The 18,701-nt window shown below is 24.5% G+C and carries 19 protein-coding genes; 17 read left to right on the top strand and 2 right to left on the bottom strand.

What is annotated here, in order from left to right:
* The first annotated feature begins 1 nt into the window (after position 1).
* Genes SLITO_RS04895 through SLITO_RS04875 form a run of 5 tightly spaced genes read left to right on the top strand, consistent with a single transcriptional unit; the run spans position 2 to position 6,396 of the window.
* A complete protein-coding gene (locus SLITO_RS04895; protein WP_075058645.1) occupies positions 2-2,275 on the top strand; it encodes a hypothetical protein in 2,274 nt (757 codons plus the stop codon).
* Positions 2,276-2,282: 7 nt separating this feature from the next.
* Complete coding sequence (locus SLITO_RS04890) at positions 2,283-3,356, top strand: hypothetical protein (RefSeq protein WP_144416419.1); 1,074 nt, start codon at positions 2,283-2,285, stop codon at positions 3,354-3,356.
* A gap of 7 nt (positions 3,357-3,363) precedes the next feature.
* Entirely contained in the window at positions 3,364-5,157 is a 1,794-nt protein-coding gene (locus SLITO_RS04885) for an AAA family ATPase (RefSeq protein ID WP_075058643.1), read from the top strand.
* Complete coding sequence (locus SLITO_RS04880; RefSeq protein WP_083433385.1) at positions 5,150-5,746, top strand: 4Fe-4S single cluster domain-containing protein; 597 nt, start codon at positions 5,150-5,152, stop codon at positions 5,744-5,746. The genes SLITO_RS04885 and SLITO_RS04880 overlap by 8 nt, the downstream gene beginning before the upstream one ends.
* 5 nt (positions 5,747-5,751) lie before the next feature.
* Positions 5,752-6,396 carry a nitroreductase family protein gene (locus tag SLITO_RS04875; protein WP_075058642.1) on the top strand — a complete coding sequence of 215 codons (645 nt, stop codon included), beginning with the start codon at positions 5,752-5,754 and terminating at the stop codon, positions 6,394-6,396.
* Here SLITO_RS04875 and SLITO_RS04870 read toward each other — a convergent pair.
* On the bottom strand, positions 6,389-7,234 hold the full coding sequence (locus SLITO_RS04870; RefSeq protein WP_075058641.1) for a bifunctional 5,10-methylenetetrahydrofolate dehydrogenase/5,10-methenyltetrahydrofolate cyclohydrolase: 846 nt from the start codon (positions 7,232-7,234) through the stop codon (positions 6,389-6,391). The two genes, SLITO_RS04875 and SLITO_RS04870, sit on opposite strands and share 8 nt — an antisense overlap.
* A gap of 39 nt (positions 7,235-7,273) precedes the next feature.
* On the opposite strand from SLITO_RS04870, the gene SLITO_RS04865 reads away from it, so the two are divergent.
* The 9 genes from SLITO_RS04865 to gpmI all read left to right on the top strand — a co-directional run bounded on the left by SLITO_RS04865 (position 7,274) and on the right by gpmI (position 16,097).
* Entirely contained in the window at positions 7,274-8,836 is a 1,563-nt protein-coding gene (locus SLITO_RS04865; protein WP_075058640.1) for a formate--tetrahydrofolate ligase, read from the top strand.
* Positions 8,837-8,866: 30 nt separating this feature from the next.
* The gene (locus tag SLITO_RS04860) at positions 8,867-9,598 is read left to right on the top strand and encodes a hypothetical protein (protein WP_075058639.1); all 732 of its coding nucleotides are present in this window, start codon (positions 8,867-8,869) and stop codon (positions 9,596-9,598) included.
* Positions 9,599-9,610: 12 nt separating this feature from the next.
* Positions 9,611-10,333 (top strand): glucosamine-6-phosphate deaminase, encoded by a 723-nt coding sequence (gene nagB, locus SLITO_RS04855; RefSeq protein ID WP_075058638.1) that lies wholly within the window; start codon positions 9,611-9,613, stop codon positions 10,331-10,333.
* Between the two features lie 289 nt (positions 10,334-10,622).
* The gene (locus SLITO_RS04850; RefSeq protein ID WP_075058637.1) at positions 10,623-11,078 is read left to right on the top strand and encodes a hypothetical protein; all 456 of its coding nucleotides are present in this window, start codon (positions 10,623-10,625) and stop codon (positions 11,076-11,078) included.
* Between the two features lie 84 nt (positions 11,079-11,162).
* Positions 11,163-11,393 (top strand): hypothetical protein, encoded by a 231-nt coding sequence (locus tag SLITO_RS04845; protein ID WP_075058636.1) that lies wholly within the window; start codon positions 11,163-11,165, stop codon positions 11,391-11,393.
* A 200-nt stretch (positions 11,394-11,593) separates the two neighbouring features.
* On the top strand, positions 11,594-12,757 hold the full coding sequence (locus SLITO_RS04840) for an IS3 family transposase (protein ID WP_075058635.1): 1,164 nt from the start codon (positions 11,594-11,596) through the stop codon (positions 12,755-12,757).
* 164 nt (positions 12,758-12,921) lie between these two features.
* Positions 12,922-13,662, top strand: coding sequence for a triose-phosphate isomerase (tpiA, locus tag SLITO_RS04835; RefSeq protein ID WP_075058634.1), 741 nt, complete (start codon positions 12,922-12,924; stop codon positions 13,660-13,662).
* Positions 13,663-13,676: 14 nt separating this feature from the next.
* Entirely contained in the window at positions 13,677-14,498 is an 822-nt protein-coding gene (locus SLITO_RS04830; RefSeq protein WP_075058633.1) for a Cof-type HAD-IIB family hydrolase, read from the top strand.
* Positions 14,499-14,510: 12 nt separating this feature from the next.
* Entirely contained in the window at positions 14,511-16,097 is a 1,587-nt protein-coding gene (gene gpmI, locus SLITO_RS04825; protein ID WP_075058632.1) for a 2,3-bisphosphoglycerate-independent phosphoglycerate mutase, read from the top strand.
* An 8-nt stretch (positions 16,098-16,105) separates the two neighbouring features.
* On the opposite strand, the gene SLITO_RS04820 is transcribed toward gpmI, so the two are convergent.
* Complete coding sequence (locus SLITO_RS04820; protein ID WP_075058631.1) at positions 16,106-17,083, bottom strand: NAD(P)/FAD-dependent oxidoreductase; 978 nt, start codon at positions 17,081-17,083, stop codon at positions 16,106-16,108.
* A gap of 42 nt (positions 17,084-17,125) precedes the next feature.
* Between SLITO_RS04820 and tsaE the strand changes: the two genes are divergently transcribed.
* The 3 genes from tsaE to SLITO_RS06190 all read left to right on the top strand — a co-directional run bounded on the left by tsaE (position 17,126) and on the right by SLITO_RS06190 (position 18,480).
* On the top strand, positions 17,126-17,566 hold the full coding sequence (tsaE, locus tag SLITO_RS04815) for a tRNA (adenosine(37)-N6)-threonylcarbamoyltransferase complex ATPase subunit type 1 TsaE (RefSeq protein ID WP_083433384.1): 441 nt from the start codon (positions 17,126-17,128) through the stop codon (positions 17,564-17,566).
* Position 17,567: 1 nt separating this feature from the next.
* Positions 17,568-18,134, top strand: a complete 567-nt coding sequence (gene tsaB, locus SLITO_RS04810) for a tRNA (adenosine(37)-N6)-threonylcarbamoyltransferase complex dimerization subunit type 1 TsaB (protein ID WP_075058630.1) — start codon at positions 17,568-17,570, stop codon at positions 18,132-18,134.
* Positions 18,135-18,351: 217 nt separating this feature from the next.
* Positions 18,352-18,480: a hypothetical protein gene (locus SLITO_RS06190; protein WP_268794770.1), complete on the top strand. Its 129-nt coding sequence runs from the start codon at positions 18,352-18,354 to the stop codon at positions 18,478-18,480.
* Positions 18,481-18,701: the final 221 nt, after the last annotated feature.

The raw sequence follows: 18,701 nt of genomic DNA, 5'->3' as shown, positions 1-18,701 counted from the left end.
TATGTTATTTGATAGAGTTGAAATTATTTATGAAAAATATTTCTTACCTATAAAAATAAAGTTTTCAGAAAGTAGAAAACCAACATTTATAGAATTTTTGATATTATCAATATTCTTAGAATATCATGATGATAAAAAAAGTCTTAAGAAAATACTTGAAGAAGATTTTAATATTAAAAATCAAATTTTATTTGAAAAAGCTCTAAGAGATTTAATAAATTTTCAAATTCTATCATTTAAAGAATTTACATTATCTGTTGGTGAAACAAATACAAATCTACCTTTAAATAAGTTTAATATTAAAGATGATATCAAAAAAAGTTTTAATACAGAATCTTTTGTTATATCTAATAACAATAAATACTATGATATTAAATATTATTATGATCCAATTTCAAACGATTGTGAGATTGTTAAAGATTTATATTGGCTTAAAAAACTACCAAAAGTTAAGTTGGGATATAAAATAATGGATACACAATTGAAAAAAGAACTATTTAATAAAGACTTTATAATTGATGTTGTCAAAAAATTTATATTAAATAATGAGGATATAATTGGTAACAACCCAAAAGTTTTAGATGTATTAAGTCAAGAACAACAGGATTTAAATAATTTTAAATTAATAGAAAAATCAATAAAAAAAGAAACTATTGCATTTGAATCAAGTATTGAATTAAATGTTGATGGTAAATTTGAGGTTTATGTTGAAGATAAAAATCTCAAAGAATTTATTGACAGAAGACCTGAACTAAAAAATAATATTGTTAAAAAAGTTTTACAACAATATAAAAATAGTCTAGATAATGTTTTTTTAATAAAAGATGAAAAAATAAATCATGAAAATTTTCACAAAGAAATTGACTTAATATCAAATATTAATGTTAGTTCAAACTGAAACTTATTATTAATTAATGATCAACATATTGTATCACACGAAGATTTATTCAAAAATAATGAACTATTCAAAAATATGGAATTTATAATTATTTATAATTCAAAAAGAAATAGTAATGAATTAAAATTAAAAAATAATAAAATAATAATATACTTAAGTGATAGTGAAGATAATTTTTTAAAGTCAACAACTTTTACTTACATAAGCAGTGATAATAAGATTAAATCATTTTTAATTTCAAATATGCAAGTAGACCAACTAAATATTAACTTTCCAGTTACTTACTTAGCAAAAACAAAAAATTTAGATATAAATATTTCTTTTAATAAATTTTTTAAAGAATTCCAAGAAAACTTTTATAAAGATTTAATATACAAAGATTTTGATAGCGCTAAACTATACTACAAAGTTTTAGAAAGATTTGGTAAAGTTAATGCAATAAAAGAAATATTAACTACATTTATTACTGAATCAATAAAAAACTATGAAAGTTTTAACTTATTTAAAAAATATATTAAAGATAACAATCTTCAAAATCTAGAAAAAACTTTTAGAGAATTAACTCCTGATGCAGTTGCTATTGGTTTAAATAATATTAATAATAATGATAAATTAAATGTATTACAAAATTTAAATATAAATAGTAAAACAACAATACTAAAAATACTAAATAAATTAGAAATTAATTTAGACATAGATAAAGTTTATAAAATTAATGAGTTTCTATTACAAAAAAATATCGATGCCTGAGAATTAAATGTTTTAAATTGTGTCAACATTATGATTGAGTATTTTAGAGATAATCTTAGAGAAAACAATTTTATTGAAGATAGGTTTAAAGATTCAGAGTGTTATGTAAAACATGCAAGATTATTAAATAACTATGCTACAATGATAAAAAACTTATACAAACAAAATTATGCTTACGTTGAAGATATATATTATGATTTTATAATTGATTTAATGGAAGTGATGAATAAATATCTACCTTTAAATAAAGATTATATTGTATATTTAAGTTTATTTTCAGATATCCTAAAAGAGTTTTATAAATTAATGTTTGATTATCAAATAGAATACTTTAGTCAACTAGATAAAAACCAAATTAAATATAAAGTATTTTATATAGCTGCAAATTATATAAGTCGAGTTGAAAAAGAAATAAACGTATTATTAAAAATAAAAGAGGATAACTCTCCAGTAGAGTTAAAATTATTTTTATTAAAAATGAATTATAAAGAGGATTTAAAAGTTCAAAAGTATATTGAAATAAATCAACCTAAAATTGAAAAAGCACTTAAAATAATATTTGGGACAAAACCAGATTATAATCAAGAGTTTTTATCAACTATTAGAAATGAGTTAGGAGACAACTAATATGAGTATGACCGCTGAAGAAATATTACTAAACTGTGAAAAACATTTTAGTTTTATAGCAAATGAAATTGATGCTTTAATTTTATACATAAAAAAACTTTTAGAAAATTGCAAAAATATTGATAACTCAAATTTTTATGAAGAAAAAATTAAAAAATTAATTGAAAAATTAATTGAAGAAAAAGAAAGTTTTAGAAAAAATACAATAGATAGAAAAATGGATAAGGATACTCATGTTGCAATAGAAACTTATAATGAAATACAAAAGTATGCTGAAAGAAAAAGAGAAACACTTGCAGAGTTAAAGTTTGAAGCGTTTGCTTTAAAAAGTGATATTGTTAAAAAAGAGCAAGAAATGATATTACAATCACTGAACATAAGTGGTTCAGAAAATCTAGAATCTCTTGAAAAAGAATTGATTAATTCATATAATGACGATTTATCCAAAGTAAGAATTAAAAATATTTTTGAAAATAAAAAAGAACTTTTAATTAATAAAAATAAGAATGAGATAGTTTTATTAATTAAACAAGAACTTACAAAACAAGATGACTTAAATACCTTTTTAAAAAAAGAAATCATATCAAATGCAATTGAATTATATAAAAATGACTCAGAAACAATTAATTTGATAAAAGAAGAAATTAATAATAACTTAAACGACAATTCATCATATGATAAAATAAAAGACACGTTAAAAAACTTTTTAAAAAAAGCAGAAGCTGAAACAATTAGAAGAGATAATATAAATAAAATTATTAAAGCAATAACTGAAATCGGATATACTGTAAATGAAAATAATATAAGAAAGATTAAAGAGAAAAATATTGTAATCATACATGCAGTAAAAGAAGACGGTAAGTCAGCAGATTTTGCAATTAAATTTGATGGAAGCATTATTTATAATTGAGAAGGTTTTGAAAACCATGATCATGATGAAGATGCAAATTTATTCTTAGAAAAACTAAGAAGTTTTGATTTATTGCATAGTAAAGAATTTAAAAAAGTATATAGAGAACCAAAGTTTATTGAGGAAAGAAAAAACAAATTAAAAACAAATGTTTTAAAAAAAGAAAAGTAGGTAAGTTATGAGTGTTCAAAAACAATTAGTTCAGTTAAAAAATCTTATTGGGATAAAAAAAGCAATAATATTAGAAGGTAATATTGATGATATATTTGAATATCAAAATAAATATATAAGCATTCAAGAAGTTATATTCAAAACTTTTGATGAAAAAAAATATAAAGATAAATATATTTATGATCAAAACATAGGAATTAAAGGAAGTAAAATCCAAAACTTGCTTATAAATGAAGAAAAAAGTAATGATGCAGCTAGTGAGTTTGACGATTTATTAAATGATAATTCTAATAGCGAAAATAATGAATTAAAATTAAAAAAACCAACTGATTTTTTTAGTATTTTATATAAGAATCTTAATAGAGAAGATGAAAGAAAAATAGGTTTTGTTGCTGACTATTCTGATTATGTATTTAGTGATCAATCATTAGAAATAGATGATAGAAAAGCTTTAACAGAATTTAGTAAATCACTAAAAGAAAGTGAATTTAAGCTAGCAAAAGTTGATGAGCTTAATAGCTGTATTATTTTTCTAACTAAAAAAATAAATCAGCTACCTCCAAGCTTATACCTTGATAATCCAGAAATATTAATACTAACTTTACCTAAGCCAAGTAGAGATGAAAGAAAAAAATTTTTAACAACTTTAAAAAGTATGATTAGAGTTACAGATATAGCAAATGAATTTGAAAATATAATTGATGCAACAGAAGGATGAACTATTAAAGAGTTATCTCATTTTGTTAAATTTACATGCAACTTTGAAACTTCAATGGAGTTTAATAAGTTATTTAATATATATAGCTACGGTGAAAAAAGTTCACCTTGAGAAGAATTAAGTTATGAAAAAATGACTAACGTTAAAAATGAATTAAAATCAAAAGTTATTGGTCAAGATGAAGCGGTTGATAAAGTCGCAAAAGTAATTTATAAAGCCTTTACAGGATTAAGTGGTATAACTTATTCTTCTAAAAGAACAAAACCAAAAGGTACTTTATTTTTTGTGGGACCAACTGGTACAGGAAAAACAGAGCTAGCAAAAGCAATAACTACATTTTTGTTTAATGATGAAGCAAATTTAATTAGGTTTGACATGTCTGAATACGGACAAGAAAACGCAGATCAAAAATTGATTGGTGCTCCTCCCGGTTATGTCGGTTTTGAAGGTGGAGGGCAACTAACAAATGCCATTAAAGAAAAACCATTTTCAGTTTTATTGTTTGATGAAATTGAAAAAGCTAATCCAAAAATATTTGATAAATTTTTACAAATTTTAGAAGATGGAAGACTTACAGATAACACAGGACAAACTGTAAGTTTTAGCGAAACATTCATAATATTTACTTCAAACATTGGCGCTGCAGAAGTCCAACCAGATTTACCACCTCAAGAGGTACATAATCAGTTTATAAAAAAAGTACAACAACATTTTACAACAGAATTAAATAGACCTGAGTTGTTGGGAAGATTTGGTAATAATATAATCCCATTTAATTTCATTAGAGATTTAGAATTAAAAGCTAAAATAGTTAGACAAAAAATTAGACCATTACAGATTGCGATATATGAAAAATACGGTTCAGAATTCCATATTGATTTAACAAATAAAGAAGTTTTGCAACTATTGTTAAAAAATGCAGATGATAGACGTGGTGGTAGAGATGTATTAAACTCAATAGAAACTAATCTTGTTGATAAATTATCAGAATATATTTTTGAAAACTTAACAAAAATAAAACCAGGTTCAAAAATAAATACAAAAATTAATAATAATAAATTGGAGTTTGAATTAGTTGGCTAATTTAAATGTGGCAAAATTTTTATTATGCAGTGAAATAGAAGGACCTGGTAAAAGATTTGTATTATGACTTCAAGGTTGCAACATAAGATGTAAAAATTGTTCAAATCAAGAATTACTTTCATTAGAAAAAAAACTTTATACTTCTGTAGAAATACTTACAGATAGAATTTTGCACGCTAAAAAAAAGTATGATATTGAAGGTATTACAATTCTTGGTGGTGAACCATTTCTTCAACCCGATGGTCTATATGAATTAGTTGTTTGATGCAAAAAAAATAATTTAACAGTTATATGCTTTACTGGTTACTTATTTGAAGATCTAAATACTGAATATAAACATATTATTGAATATATTGATATAATTATAGATGGACCTTTCATTTTTAGTAAACTTGATTTTAAAAGAAGATTAATCGGAAGCAAAAATCAAAGAGTTATTAAAATTAGCGAAGTCTATAAAAATTCAGATTATTTTGAAAAACCATATAGTGAAGTTGAAATTCAAATATATAAAAATAGAGTATCAATTAATGGTGATGGAAAAATATTTGATGATGAGAAAGGAAAGTTTAATTTTAAACTTAAATAAAGAACATGAGTAAAGTTTTAGATTATTTATCAAATAGAAGATCAATAAAAAATTTCAATAAGTATTTTAAATTAAATGACAATGATATAAAAAAAATTTTAGAATCAATTAGAATGGCGCCCACTTCATTTAATTTACAACCTTTTAAAGCATTATATATATCTAAAGAAGAAATTAAAAAAGATTTTTTTGAGTATTGATGAAAGCAAAATTCAGTTATTGAATGTAGCGGAATAATTATTTGGTTAGTATATAAAGAAGAGTTTTTAAAAAACAAATATATTGATAATCAAATAAGTAAATTAGTTGACCCAGAAAACACTAAAAGAATAGAAGGTATGAATAAAGGAATTAGTTATATAATGAGAGACAGAGAAATCTCATATGAAGAATGAGCAATCAGACAATGTTATATAACAATGGGAAGCATGCTAGCTGTCGCAGAAGAACTTGGAATTGATACATGTCCAATAGAAGGATATAAAACAAGTGCAACTAATGAAATATTACAAAAATATAATTTAATTGATTTAAACACCGAAACTGTAGCACTAGCATGTGTTGTTGGTAAAAAAGATGGAGAACAAAACGAACATTTTTCAAAAATAAAAAAAAGACTTCAATATGAAGAACTTTTCAAAATTATTTAATATTATTTAAATATAATTTAAAAACATTTTCTAATAAACAAGCAATAGTCATTGGACCAACACCTCCTGGAACAGGGGTGATGTACTTGACTATTTTTTTTACTTTATCATAATCAACGTCACCACAATACTTACCATTTACAAAATTTGAACCAACATCGATGACTGTCATTCTTTTATTAACAAATTTTTTTGTTACTAAATTTGCTGAACCAGCAGCTGAAATTAATATATCAGCGTTTTTACAAACTTTTGCTAAGTTTTTTGTTTTAGTATTACATATGGTAACAGTTGCTGATTTATTTATTAATATTGAAGCAAGTGGTTTACCAACTATATTACTTCTTCCAATAATAGTTACGTTTGCTCCTGCAAGATTAATGTTTTCAGATTCTAATAGTTTAATTATCCCAAGTGGTGTTGCAGGATAAATTTCAGTATCATCTAGTAACACATTACCAAGTGTAATTGGATTAAAGCCATCAGCATCTTTTTTTGGATCTATTAAATTTTTAATTATTTTTTCATTTATTTGATTTGGTAAGGGTAACTGAACCAAAACACCATCAACTTTATTATTTTTGTTTAAATCTATTATAATTTTTTCAAGTTCACTCTCAGTAGTATTTTGATCGAGCTTTATGTGATCACAATCAATTCCAACATTTTTACATGATTTTAATTTATGTTTTATATACTTATTGCTAGCGGGATTATCACCAATCTGCAAAATAGTTAATTTAGGCGCCCTTATCCCCTTAATTTGGTCTATACTATTCTTGAGACTAGAATTTAATTTTTGAGAAAGCAATTTGCCACTTATTATTTTTGCACTCATAAGTTAATTCCTTTCTAGTGGTTTACAAAGGTGATTATAATGGAAAATATAAAGAAAATTTTACAAAATTTTAAAATACAAGAAAGCGATTATTCAATTTATGGTGAAAATATCGCAAAAATAAATATAACTAAAAATGATTTATCTAAAAAAGGTAAATTAATTTTAATGACATCAATCAACCCAACACCAGCTGGTGAAGGGAAAACAACAACAGCAATTGGGTTATCAGATGGTTTAAATCTAATTGGTAAGAAAGCGATTTTAGCATTAAGAGAACCATCAATGGGACCAGTTTTTGGAAGAAAAGGAACCGCCACTGGTGGAGGTGAAAGTGAAGTGCTACCAGTAGATGATATTAACCTTCACTTTACAGGTGATATTCATGCAATTACAGCTGCAAACAACTTAATATCAGCAACAATTGATTCAGAAATATATTGAAAAAGTAATTTAAATATTGATCACAACAAAGTTGTTTGAAAAAGATGTATTGATTTAAATGATAGAGCACTTAGAGATATTGAAATTAAAATTTCAAAAACTATAAGTAGAAAAGAACATTTTACTATTACAGCAGCAAGTAATATTATGACTATTTTAAGTTTATCTATTGATGAAAATGATTTAAGATGAAGATTAGAAAATGCATTGGTTGCATACTCTAAAGATGGTAAAGAGATATTTGTAAAAGATTTAAAAATTGTTGGTGCTTTAATGATTATCTTAAAAGATGCAATAAAACCAAATATTGTTAAAACTAAATACAATACTCCTTCATTAATTCATTGTGGACCATTTGCAAATATTGCAACTGGAACAAATTCAATAATATCTACAAAATTAGGATTATCACTAGGGGATTATTGCGTTGTCGAATCTGGTTTTGGTAGCGATTTAGGATTTGAAAAATTTATGAACGTAATTAACTATCATAATGATTTAATTCCAGATTGTGTTGTACTAGTTGTTACTATAAGAGCTTTAAATTTACATAATGATTTTGAAAATAACTTTAAACATTTAGAACAACATTTAAAACATGTAAGTTTATATAATTTAAATTTAGTTGTTGCAATTAACTTTATTTCTGGTGATGATAATGAACAATTAAAAAAATTAAAACATTGACTAGAAGAAAATAATTATAATTACGAAATGAATGAAGCCTATACTAATGGAGCAGAGGGTGCAAAAAAACTAGCAATAAAAGTTGATGAAATAGCAAATAAAAAATTTAGTTTTAAAAGACTTATAAATGATAATGATTCAATAGAAGAAAAGATTAAAAAAGTGGTAAATAACTTTTACTATTTAACAAACTTTACATTTTCAGATAAAGCAACTGAAAAATTAGAAGATATCAAAAAAACAGCATATAAAAACTATCCTGTTTGTATGGTAAAATCTTTTGCCTCAATTGATGGAAATGATGCTAAATTAGAAAATTATAATTTGGAAATCAAGGATTTAGAAGTAAATACAGGAGCAAAATTTATAGTAGTTTATACAAATCAAGTTATGAGCATGCCAGGTCTAAATAAAGAACCTAATTCTAAGGACATGGATTTAATAAATAATATTGTAGTTGGTCTTAAATAATTTATAATAAAAGTAGTTTAAAGGAGAGCCATGTTTTTTAGACCTACTGTAGAAATTAACTTTTATTTAAAAAGATCTCACTGGTTAAAATATTTTGACGAGTATAATTTATCACGTAAGCCTAAATTTTACATAAAAATGGTTGAAAATAAAATAAAAGAAAAAAAAGAATTTCTTCACTTTAAACACTGAGTTTTATGAAGGTGAATCAATAAAAATTTCTCAATTTCAGAGAAATTTATAGCCTCACTTAAAAAAAATGTTAGAAAACTAAGTCTTGATTTAAATGCAAATGAAGAAAAATTTATAGGAGATATTGAAGAATTGGTATTTACTTCATGAAGACCAATAAAAGAATATCCTGTAAAATTCGAACTTGACAAAAGAGAAAAAATTTCTTTATTACAATCAAATATTATTTTGCATAAAATAAGCAAAAACAAAGAAACAAAAGATTTAAAACTTTCTTATATCGGGGACTTTGACTTATATTTTTCAAATTTTAAAATATATTTGACAAACACCAATCAAGAAGTAAAATCTACAATTATTTATGAAAATATCAAGGATGTAAAAATAGAATATTATGGGACAATATTGTCTACAAGTAGAAAAAAATATCTTATTAGAAGTAAGAACAAAGTTTTAACCTATGTAATTTTGCAAAGATTAATTCCGTCACTAAAATTAGACGTCACTAAAATTGAAAAATTATATGATTATTTCGATTTTAGTAATACTTTTAATAAGAAATTTAATTAATAGGGGGAAATTATGAAAACTATAATTGTTAAATCACAAGAAGAAGGCGGAAAAGTTGCCGGAGATATTATTATTGATTATATGAGTTCTAAATCAAATGCAATATTAGGATTAGCAACTGGTAGCACACCAATTAGTACATACCGATACTTAATTAAAAAAACAAAAGAAGAGAATATTGATTGAAGTAATATAACTACTTTTAATTTAGATGAATATATGGGATTAGGACCCGATCATAGTAAATCATATAGATATTTTATGAATGAAGAATTATTTGATCATGTAAATATAAATAAAAGTAATACATTTGTACCAGATGGGCACACTAAAACTCAATCAGATGCAGAAAAATATGATGATTTAATTCAATCAAAGGGTGGAATTGATTTACAAGTTCTAGGACTTGGTGTTAATGGACACATAGGATTTAATGAACCAGGTACTAGTTTTGAATCAATAACTTCAATTGTGGATTTAACAAATGAAACAATTGAAGCTAATTCAAGGTTCTTCAAAAATAAAGACGAAGTTCCAAAAAAAGCAATTTCAATGGGATTAAAATCAATTATGAATGCTAAAAAAATATTATTAATGGCATATGGTAAATCTAAGGCTGAAGCAATCAAAAACTTAGTAAATACAAAACCAACCACTGATTGACCATGCACTATTTTGCAAAACCATGCAGATGTTACATTGATAATTGATGAAGAAGCAGCAAGTGAACTATAGTAGAAAATAAGTTATATATAAAAAATATTAAATAATACAAATAAAACAACCTTTAAAAATAAAATTAACAATTTTTTGTTAATTTTATTTTTTATAAAAAGTTGTTTTTTAATTTATTTACTTTTAGTATAACACTTTTATATTTACACAACATAAAAGTGTTATACTAAAAGTAGTTAACTTAGTTTAATTATAATTATTTACTTATCATAATTAATTCTAATATTACAGCCTTTTTAGATGTTTATTATAAATAAATCATATTTCAATTAATTTAAAGGAGAATAATATGAAAAAAATCTTACATTTTACACTAGCTATAACAATGGCTGTTTTACCAAATGCTTCAATAATAGGGTGTAGTAACAATAAAAAAGAGGATAAAGTTATAGATCTTAATGATGTTGATTTTAGTAGCCTAACATTAGAAGCAGGTAAAGAATGAAGTGAATTAAAAAGGAATATAAAATCAAAATTATATAATATAGTTAATTATGATTTAAAATTTGGAGAAGATTGATTTATTGATAATTTTAATAATCTAGTTGATAAAAATAATATTTTAAAAAATAACTTACCATTTAAGGGTTCGAGCAAGGAGTTGAAAACAAAATACTATGATGTTAGTCAGAGCAACCCAGAAGAATCATATAGCTATGTTTGTGGTTTTAACATTGATTTCTATTTAAAATTTATTATTGCTAGGTTTGTTCCATATACTTTATATAATGATTTGAGTCTTTAAATATAGATTATAATATTGAAAATGGAGCGGTTATTAAGGATACAGAATTTAAAGTTAGTTTAAGAGAAAAACCAATATATTTAAATGGGGGAAATTAAAAGCACTCTTAATACAGAATCTGTTGATATAAACGAAATGTGATGATTTCCAAAATGAAATAGTTTGGCAGATATTCTAGAAAATAAAACGTATTATGAAGAAGAATTTGTTACTGAGGCTATTGTTAGAATTATAAAAAAAATAATGATTCTTTTATATATAAAAAAGATTATGAATTTTAATTTCATTATTATGATGATTAAATTAAACAATTAAACTACCTAACTATAAAAGCATTACCTTCATCAAAATTTTTACATGGTTCTTATGATGTTAAAAAACCTGAAAACAGTTTTTAAAAAATAAGGACATTTAAAATTATTTAATAATAAAAACCAGCTTGAACATCTAAAATAAAATTGACAGTAAAAAAGTACTTTTATTGTTAAAATTTTATTGAAAGGTGTTCTTTTTATATGGCAAAACAATGAACAAAAAATGAAAAACTTAATATAATTAATGAATCAAAAAAAATTGGTATTTTAAATGCGGCATTAAAGTTTGATATTAGTACTAGCACAATTAAAAGATGAAAATCAGAGGTAAAAGTTAAAGGTGAAGGCGCTCTTGAATGAGGTAGCGGAACACAAGCAAAAGGAAATATCAAAAAATTTAAATCTCATGATTGAATTTTTAAAGAACCTGATGATATGAGCATTGAAGAATTAAGAGAGGCTTTGAAACTGGAACGAGCTTTAAAAAAGCATTTGGCGAAGACAACTAAGGGAAAGTGCTTCGCCATTTTTAATGTTAAAAGAATGTTTTCTTTGAAATTATCTTGTTTATATTTAAAAGTTTCAAGGTATGGATATTTAAAATGACTTAAAAACGGAAAACCAAAGTATAAAAATTATAATAGAATTTTAGCAATTAAGATAAGATGCCTTTTTTACTTGTTTAAAAAAAGATATGGTTATAATATGATAACTTTATTTTTAAACAAATACTTTAAAGAAAGATTAAACCCTTGAGTTGTTTATAGATATATGAAAATAATGAGTTTAAAAGCAGTGAAGAAAAAGAAAGTTCCAAACTATGATAAATCAGGTCCATTAAGATTTGAAAATCTACTAAATAGAAACTTTAAATCTAAAAATATAAATGAAAAATGAGTAACAGATGTAACTTATATAAAAACTATTAATGGAAACGTATATCTATCTGTTATAAAGGATTTGTTTAATTCAGAAATTATTGATTGAAAGTTATCGGTTAGTCCTAATAATAAATTATGTCATACAAATTTAATAAGCGCCATTAAAAAAAGAGGTGCACCAAAGATAATCCACTCAGATCAAGGATCACCATATACAAATGAAACTTGAGAAAGATTATGTAAAACTAATAATATAAATATTTCTATGTCACGAAGAGGAAATTCACCAGATAATGGTGCCTGTGAGTCTTTTTTTGGAACTTTTAAAAATGAATGTATATATACATATAAAGTAAAAGAACTACATCATTCAAATATTTATAAAATTATCTCAGACTATATAGAGTTTTATAATTATGTTAGACCTTCATTAAAACATAAAAAAACTCCATACGAAATTCGTATGGAGAAAGTATCTTTTTAATGTCAATTTTAATTGACAATTTCAGCTAGCTGGTTTTTTAATTTTTAAATTTATTAATTCTTTTCATAAATAATGCTATATTACTTTGTTTATAGTTCAATTATTAAATTATTTTTATATATAGTGATAAAATGAATAAGTATAGCAGTTAGGAGCAAAAACATATGAGAAAAAAAATTATTATTGGAAATTGAAAAATGTTTAAAACAAACACTGAAGCAGTTGATTTTATTAAAGCAGTAGAATCAAAATTATCTATTGATAAAAACACTATTGCTGGGATAGCAGTACCGTTTGTAATGTTGAGTGATGCAAAAAAAGCATCAAAAAATTTAGTAATATCAGCACAAAATTGTTTTTATGAAAATGAAGGTGCGTATACTGGGGAAATTTCAATTCCTATGTTACAAAATATTGGAATTGATTATGTTGTGATCGGTCATTCTGAAAGAAGAGATATTTTTAAAGAAACTGATGAAATGATTAACAAAAAAAATATTGCATTATTAAAAGCAAACATAACTCCAATTTTATGTTGTGGTGAATCTTTAGAAACATATGAAAGTGGAAAAACAATTGAATGAGTAAAAAAACAAATTGAAGCAGCTTTCAAAGGAATTTCTGAAAATGATGCTAAAAAAGTTGTAATTGCTTATGAACCAATATGAGCAATTGGAACAGGAAAAGTAGCAACTCCAGAAATCGCACAAAATGTATGTAAAGAAATAAGAAACATGGTAAAAAACATTTATAACGAAAGTGTTAGTCATGAAATATTGATTCAATATGGTGGTAGTGTAAAACCAGAAAATATAAATGAAATATTGAATCAATCAGATATAGATGGAGCACTTGTTGGTGGAGCATCACTTCAAGTTGATTCATATTTAGGTTTAATTAAATAAAAGAGGAAAAAAAGATGAATAATTTTAAGCTTGTAGTTTTAGATTTAGATGGAACTAGTTGTGAATCGTTAGGTGATTTTGTAGATGTTAATATTGAACCAATCAAAGAAGTTATTAAAAAAGGTATTAGACTAATTTTTGCTACTGGTAGACCAATAAAAGCAAAATTTAATAAAATTGATATGTTTGGATATCAAGAAAATCACTCAGTTGGTATAGGGTTTAATGGAGCAGTAATTTATGATTACATAAAAAATGAAGAAATTATTTCCTTTCCATTAGATAAAGAAAAAGCAAGTAAAGTATTTGATTTATTGAAATTACCAGTTAATAAAGATTGCATATTATGTGCATATACTACAAATGATGACATTTGTTACATAACAAAGTCACTGGATGAATCAATTGATTTAAAACTTGAATCATCTCTATTTGAAAAAGAAGCTATTTTATATAATGATGGAATGGAAATGTTTGATTGTTATAAAATTCTAGTTTTTAATGCAAATGAAGAATTTAAAAAACAAGTTCAAGAAATAGGATTAGAAATTGCTTGATCTCCACAAGCTAAGGCTGGAGAAATTACAAGAAAAGGTGTAAACAAAAAACTTGCATTACAATATATTGCAGAAAAATATAAAATTGACCAAAGCGAAATAATTGCAATGGGAGATGGGGAAAATGATGTTGCAATGCTTGAATATGTTGGTTTGAGTATAGCACCAACAAACGCATGTGATGATGCAAAAAAAGCGGCAAATTTAATTTCAGATTATTCGAATATAGAAGGATTTGTTGCTCATGAATTAAAAAAATATGTTTTAAATGAAAATTAGAAAGAGGTTATTATGATAACAAAAAAACCAGTAATACTTGCAATACTTGATGGTTGAGGGATCGCACCTAATGCAGAAGGTAATGCTGTTTTTAAAGCAAATATGACTTTTGTTGAAAGTTTAAAAAAAGATTATCCTTGAGTAGAAGCTCATGCAAGTGGAGAATGAGTTGGACTTCCAGAAGGACAAATGGGTAACTCAGAAGTAGGTCATATTCATTTAGGAGCAGGAAGAATTAAATATGAATCATTATCTCTTATTAATAGAGCGATAAAAGAAAACACTTTTGAAAATAATAGTGAAATTGTTAATGCAATTGATAATTGCAAAAAAAATAATAGCGCTTTACATATAATGGGATTATTCTCAGATGGTGGTGTTCATTCACACATGCTTCATATGTTTGCTACATTTGAAGCAGCTGCAAAAGCAGGATTAAAAGAAATATATTTACATTTATTTACAGATGGACGTGACACAAAGCCTAAAGTGGCAATTGAGTATCTAGATAAATTATATGCATTAATTAAAAAATATGGTGTTGGTGAAGTTGGTTCAATTTCTGGAAGATATTATTCAATGGATAGAGACAAAAGAATGGAAAGAACTGCTGATGGTTATAAATCATTAGTAGATAGAAAATACTCAACTTCTTTTGATGATCCTTATAAATACATTAATGAACAATATGAAAATGGTAAAGATGATGAAGGAATTATTCCGGCGTACAATTCAAAATGTTTAAATGGATACATTAAAGAAAATGACTCAGTAATATTTACAAACTTTAGACCTGATAGAGCAATCCAAATGGCAAGTGCAATTACAAATAAAGATTATTTATCTTGAAGTGACCCAAGTTTTAAAGATTTAACTTATATTGGAGATAAAATTTATTTTGTTTCTATGATGGAGTATGCTGCAACAGTTGCTTCTAAACACATCGCTTTCAGACCTATAGAAGTTATAAATGGTTTAGGAGAATGACTAAGTGATAAAGGTTATAAACAACTAAGAATCGCAGAAACTGAAAAAATTGCTCACGTTACTTTCTTTTTTGACGGAGGTAAAGATTACTTTAAAAATGGTTTAGCTACACCAGAAGAAATTACACTTAAAAATGCAAGTATTGATTTAATTTCTTCACCAAAAGTTGCAACTTATGATTTAAAACCAGAAATGTCTGCTGTTGAAATTACAAATAAATTAGTTGAAAGAATAAAAGAAAATAAATTCGACTTAATTGTATTAAACTATGCAAACTGCGACATGGTAGGCCATACAGGGGATTTAGAAGCAACAATAAAAGGTGTTAAAACTTTAGATGAACAGTTGAAACGTGTATATGAAGCTTCAAAAGAAAATAACTATACAATGATAATAACTGCAGATCATGGTAATGCAGAAGTTATGATTGATAAAGAAGGTGGGCCTAACAAAAAACACACTAGTCAACCAGTTCCAATCATAATAACTGATAAAGACTTAAAATTAAGACAAAAAGATGCTGCAATAGCAGATGTAGCACCAACAATATGTCAAATTTTAGGTGTTGAAACACCAAAAGAAATGACACAAAAAACACTAATTGAAAATTAGTGTTTTTTTTATCAGCCTTTATTTAATAAATTTTTGTTATTAATTATTTTATCAATATTTACAATTGCAACTAATGATTCGTATACACAAGATACTAGATTTTTTATTTTACCTTCATAGTCGCAACAATCTCCAGAAGCAAAAATACCTTTAATTGATGTTTGCATTTTATTATCAACAACCATTTTACCTAAATCATTTTTTAAAACTTCTAAGTTCTTAAAATTTAAATTTTGATTCTTAAAACCATAATGAACAACAGCATAATCAAGATCAACATTAATTGTTGAACTATCAAGAACATTTTTTAATGCTATTTTTTCAATTTTATTATTTTTTTCATTAATTATTTTGTCAAATACGTATGGTGTCATAACATCAACATTTGATTTAACAGCATTACTTAAACCAGATTTCATACCTCTAAATTCATCTCTTCTATGAACAAGTTTAACGCTATTTGAAATTGGTGCTAATTCATTTGAACAATCAATTGCAGAATCACCACCACCAAAAATTACAACATTTTTTCCTTTAAAAATATTGTTATTAGTGTATTTGTAAAGTACATTATCAAAGTCTTTGTCAATTAACTTTATAGGTAACAATAGTCCCATCCCATCTGTAAAAAGGATTGTTTTGTAAACATATTTTAAATTATTTGAAAATAAAACCTCAAATGTATTATTTTCTAATTCTTTATTAAATGTAATTTTTATATCTAAAACACTTGTATTAAAGTGGCACTCTATAGCTTTGTATTCATGGTTTAATGAGTTGTACATTTCATCCATAGCTTCTTTTCCGGTAATTGATTTAATTGCAGGCAAATTAAATATTTCTTTACTTGGATATAAATTTGTAACTTGGCCTCCATATGTTGCTTTTGATTCAACCACATCACCTGTCAAATTGAAATTTTGAGCCATTTTTCAAGCATATAGTCCAGCAGGACCGCAACCAATAATTAATAAATCTTTAATCATATTACCTCACAAAATTAAGCAAAATCATTATATCATATATACATGGTTGATAAAAATAATAAAGAAACAATAAAATTTATAGTTAATATTCAAGAATTGAGTAAAGTTGTTGAATATCTAAAAGTATTTTCTAAAAAAAACACTATTTTTTTATTGTATGGTAGTTTAGGAGCTGGCAAAACAACATTTACAAAGAAATTATTAAATAATTTAGGTGTAAATGAAATTGTAAACTCGCCAACTTTTACAATAATGAACCAATATAAAACTAATGATTTATTAATCAACCATATAGATGCATATAGACTTAAAAATAGCAATGAATATGAAATGTTTTTAGAACAAATGATTGATGCTTTTAGTGTGGTTGAATGACCAGAAAATTTAAAAATTAATTATTCAAGCTATTTTAAAATTATCAAAATATTTATTTCTTTTGAAGAAAACGATAAGAGATTATTTGTAATAGAAAAAGAGGATTAATATGAATTTATTTATAGATACAACCAACAACAGATTAATTTTAATTATAGAAAAAAACAATCAAATTATAGATTATTTAGATATGAAAAATCAATTAAGAATAAGCGATATTTTAATAGAAGAAATAGATAAAATGTTTAAAAAAAACAACATTAAAATTAATGAAGTCAATTCTTTTTATGTTGTTAATGGCCCGGGTAGTTATACCGGTGTTAGATTAGGGGTAACTTTTTCAAAAACCATTAAAACAATTAATAATGATGTAAATGTATATTTAATATCATCATTAGCTTTCCAAGCAGGAGATAAAAAATGTATTAGTATGATTGATGCAAGAGGAGATAAATATTATATTGGTGTTTATGATAATAAAAAAAATATAATAGTAGATCAAGTTTTGAATAAAGAAGATATCGACCAATTTAAGTCTAACTTTAAAAATTATGAAATATTAGTAGATTATAATGAAATTGATATCATCAACAATTTTTTAATTCTTAAAAATGACTTTAAAATTGCTAAAAGTGTTAATGAGATAAACCCACTATATATTAAGCACTTTATTTAAAAATATTTTAATACTAAAAAAGTTATACAATTTTTAATATATATCAGAATTATTTACAAAACTATGTTTTTTTATCTTCTAATAAAAATAGATAAATTTAATTAACAAAAATCTAATTACTTTATTTGGATTTTTTTTTAATTTTTATAAATATAATAGTATTTTTTTCAAATAATGGTATTATAAAAGTGTAGTTTACTATGAAGGGAGTGTTTATATGTTTATTATCGGTCTATTGGGTTCAATATCTTTAATTGCCCAACCCGTATCAACTACTATATTAAACCCTATCAATATTAATGTAAATAGAAGCGGTAGAATTGATTTAGGAGAAATTTACTTGTAAACTTTTGATTTTTCAGTTAATAGTTATAAAGAAAATGGAACCTACGATAAAAATGATCTAACAAAAAACATTGCATTATATGCTTATAGTAATAATAGAAAAATAGAAGGTCTTAAAGAGTTCTTTAATAGTTATGTTAAAACTATTAATGATTGAGACATAATAGGTCTACCTGATTTATTACCAACTCATAAAAATGAATCTTTTGAGTCAACAATAGC

The organism is Spiroplasma litorale (assembly GCF_001267155.1).
Lineage (GTDB): Bacteria > Bacillota_I > Bacilli_A > Mycoplasmatales > Mycoplasmataceae > Spiroplasma_A > Spiroplasma_A litorale.
The sequence above is the reverse complement of the archived record's forward strand: the minus strand, read 5'-3'. Positions and strand labels throughout refer to the sequence as shown.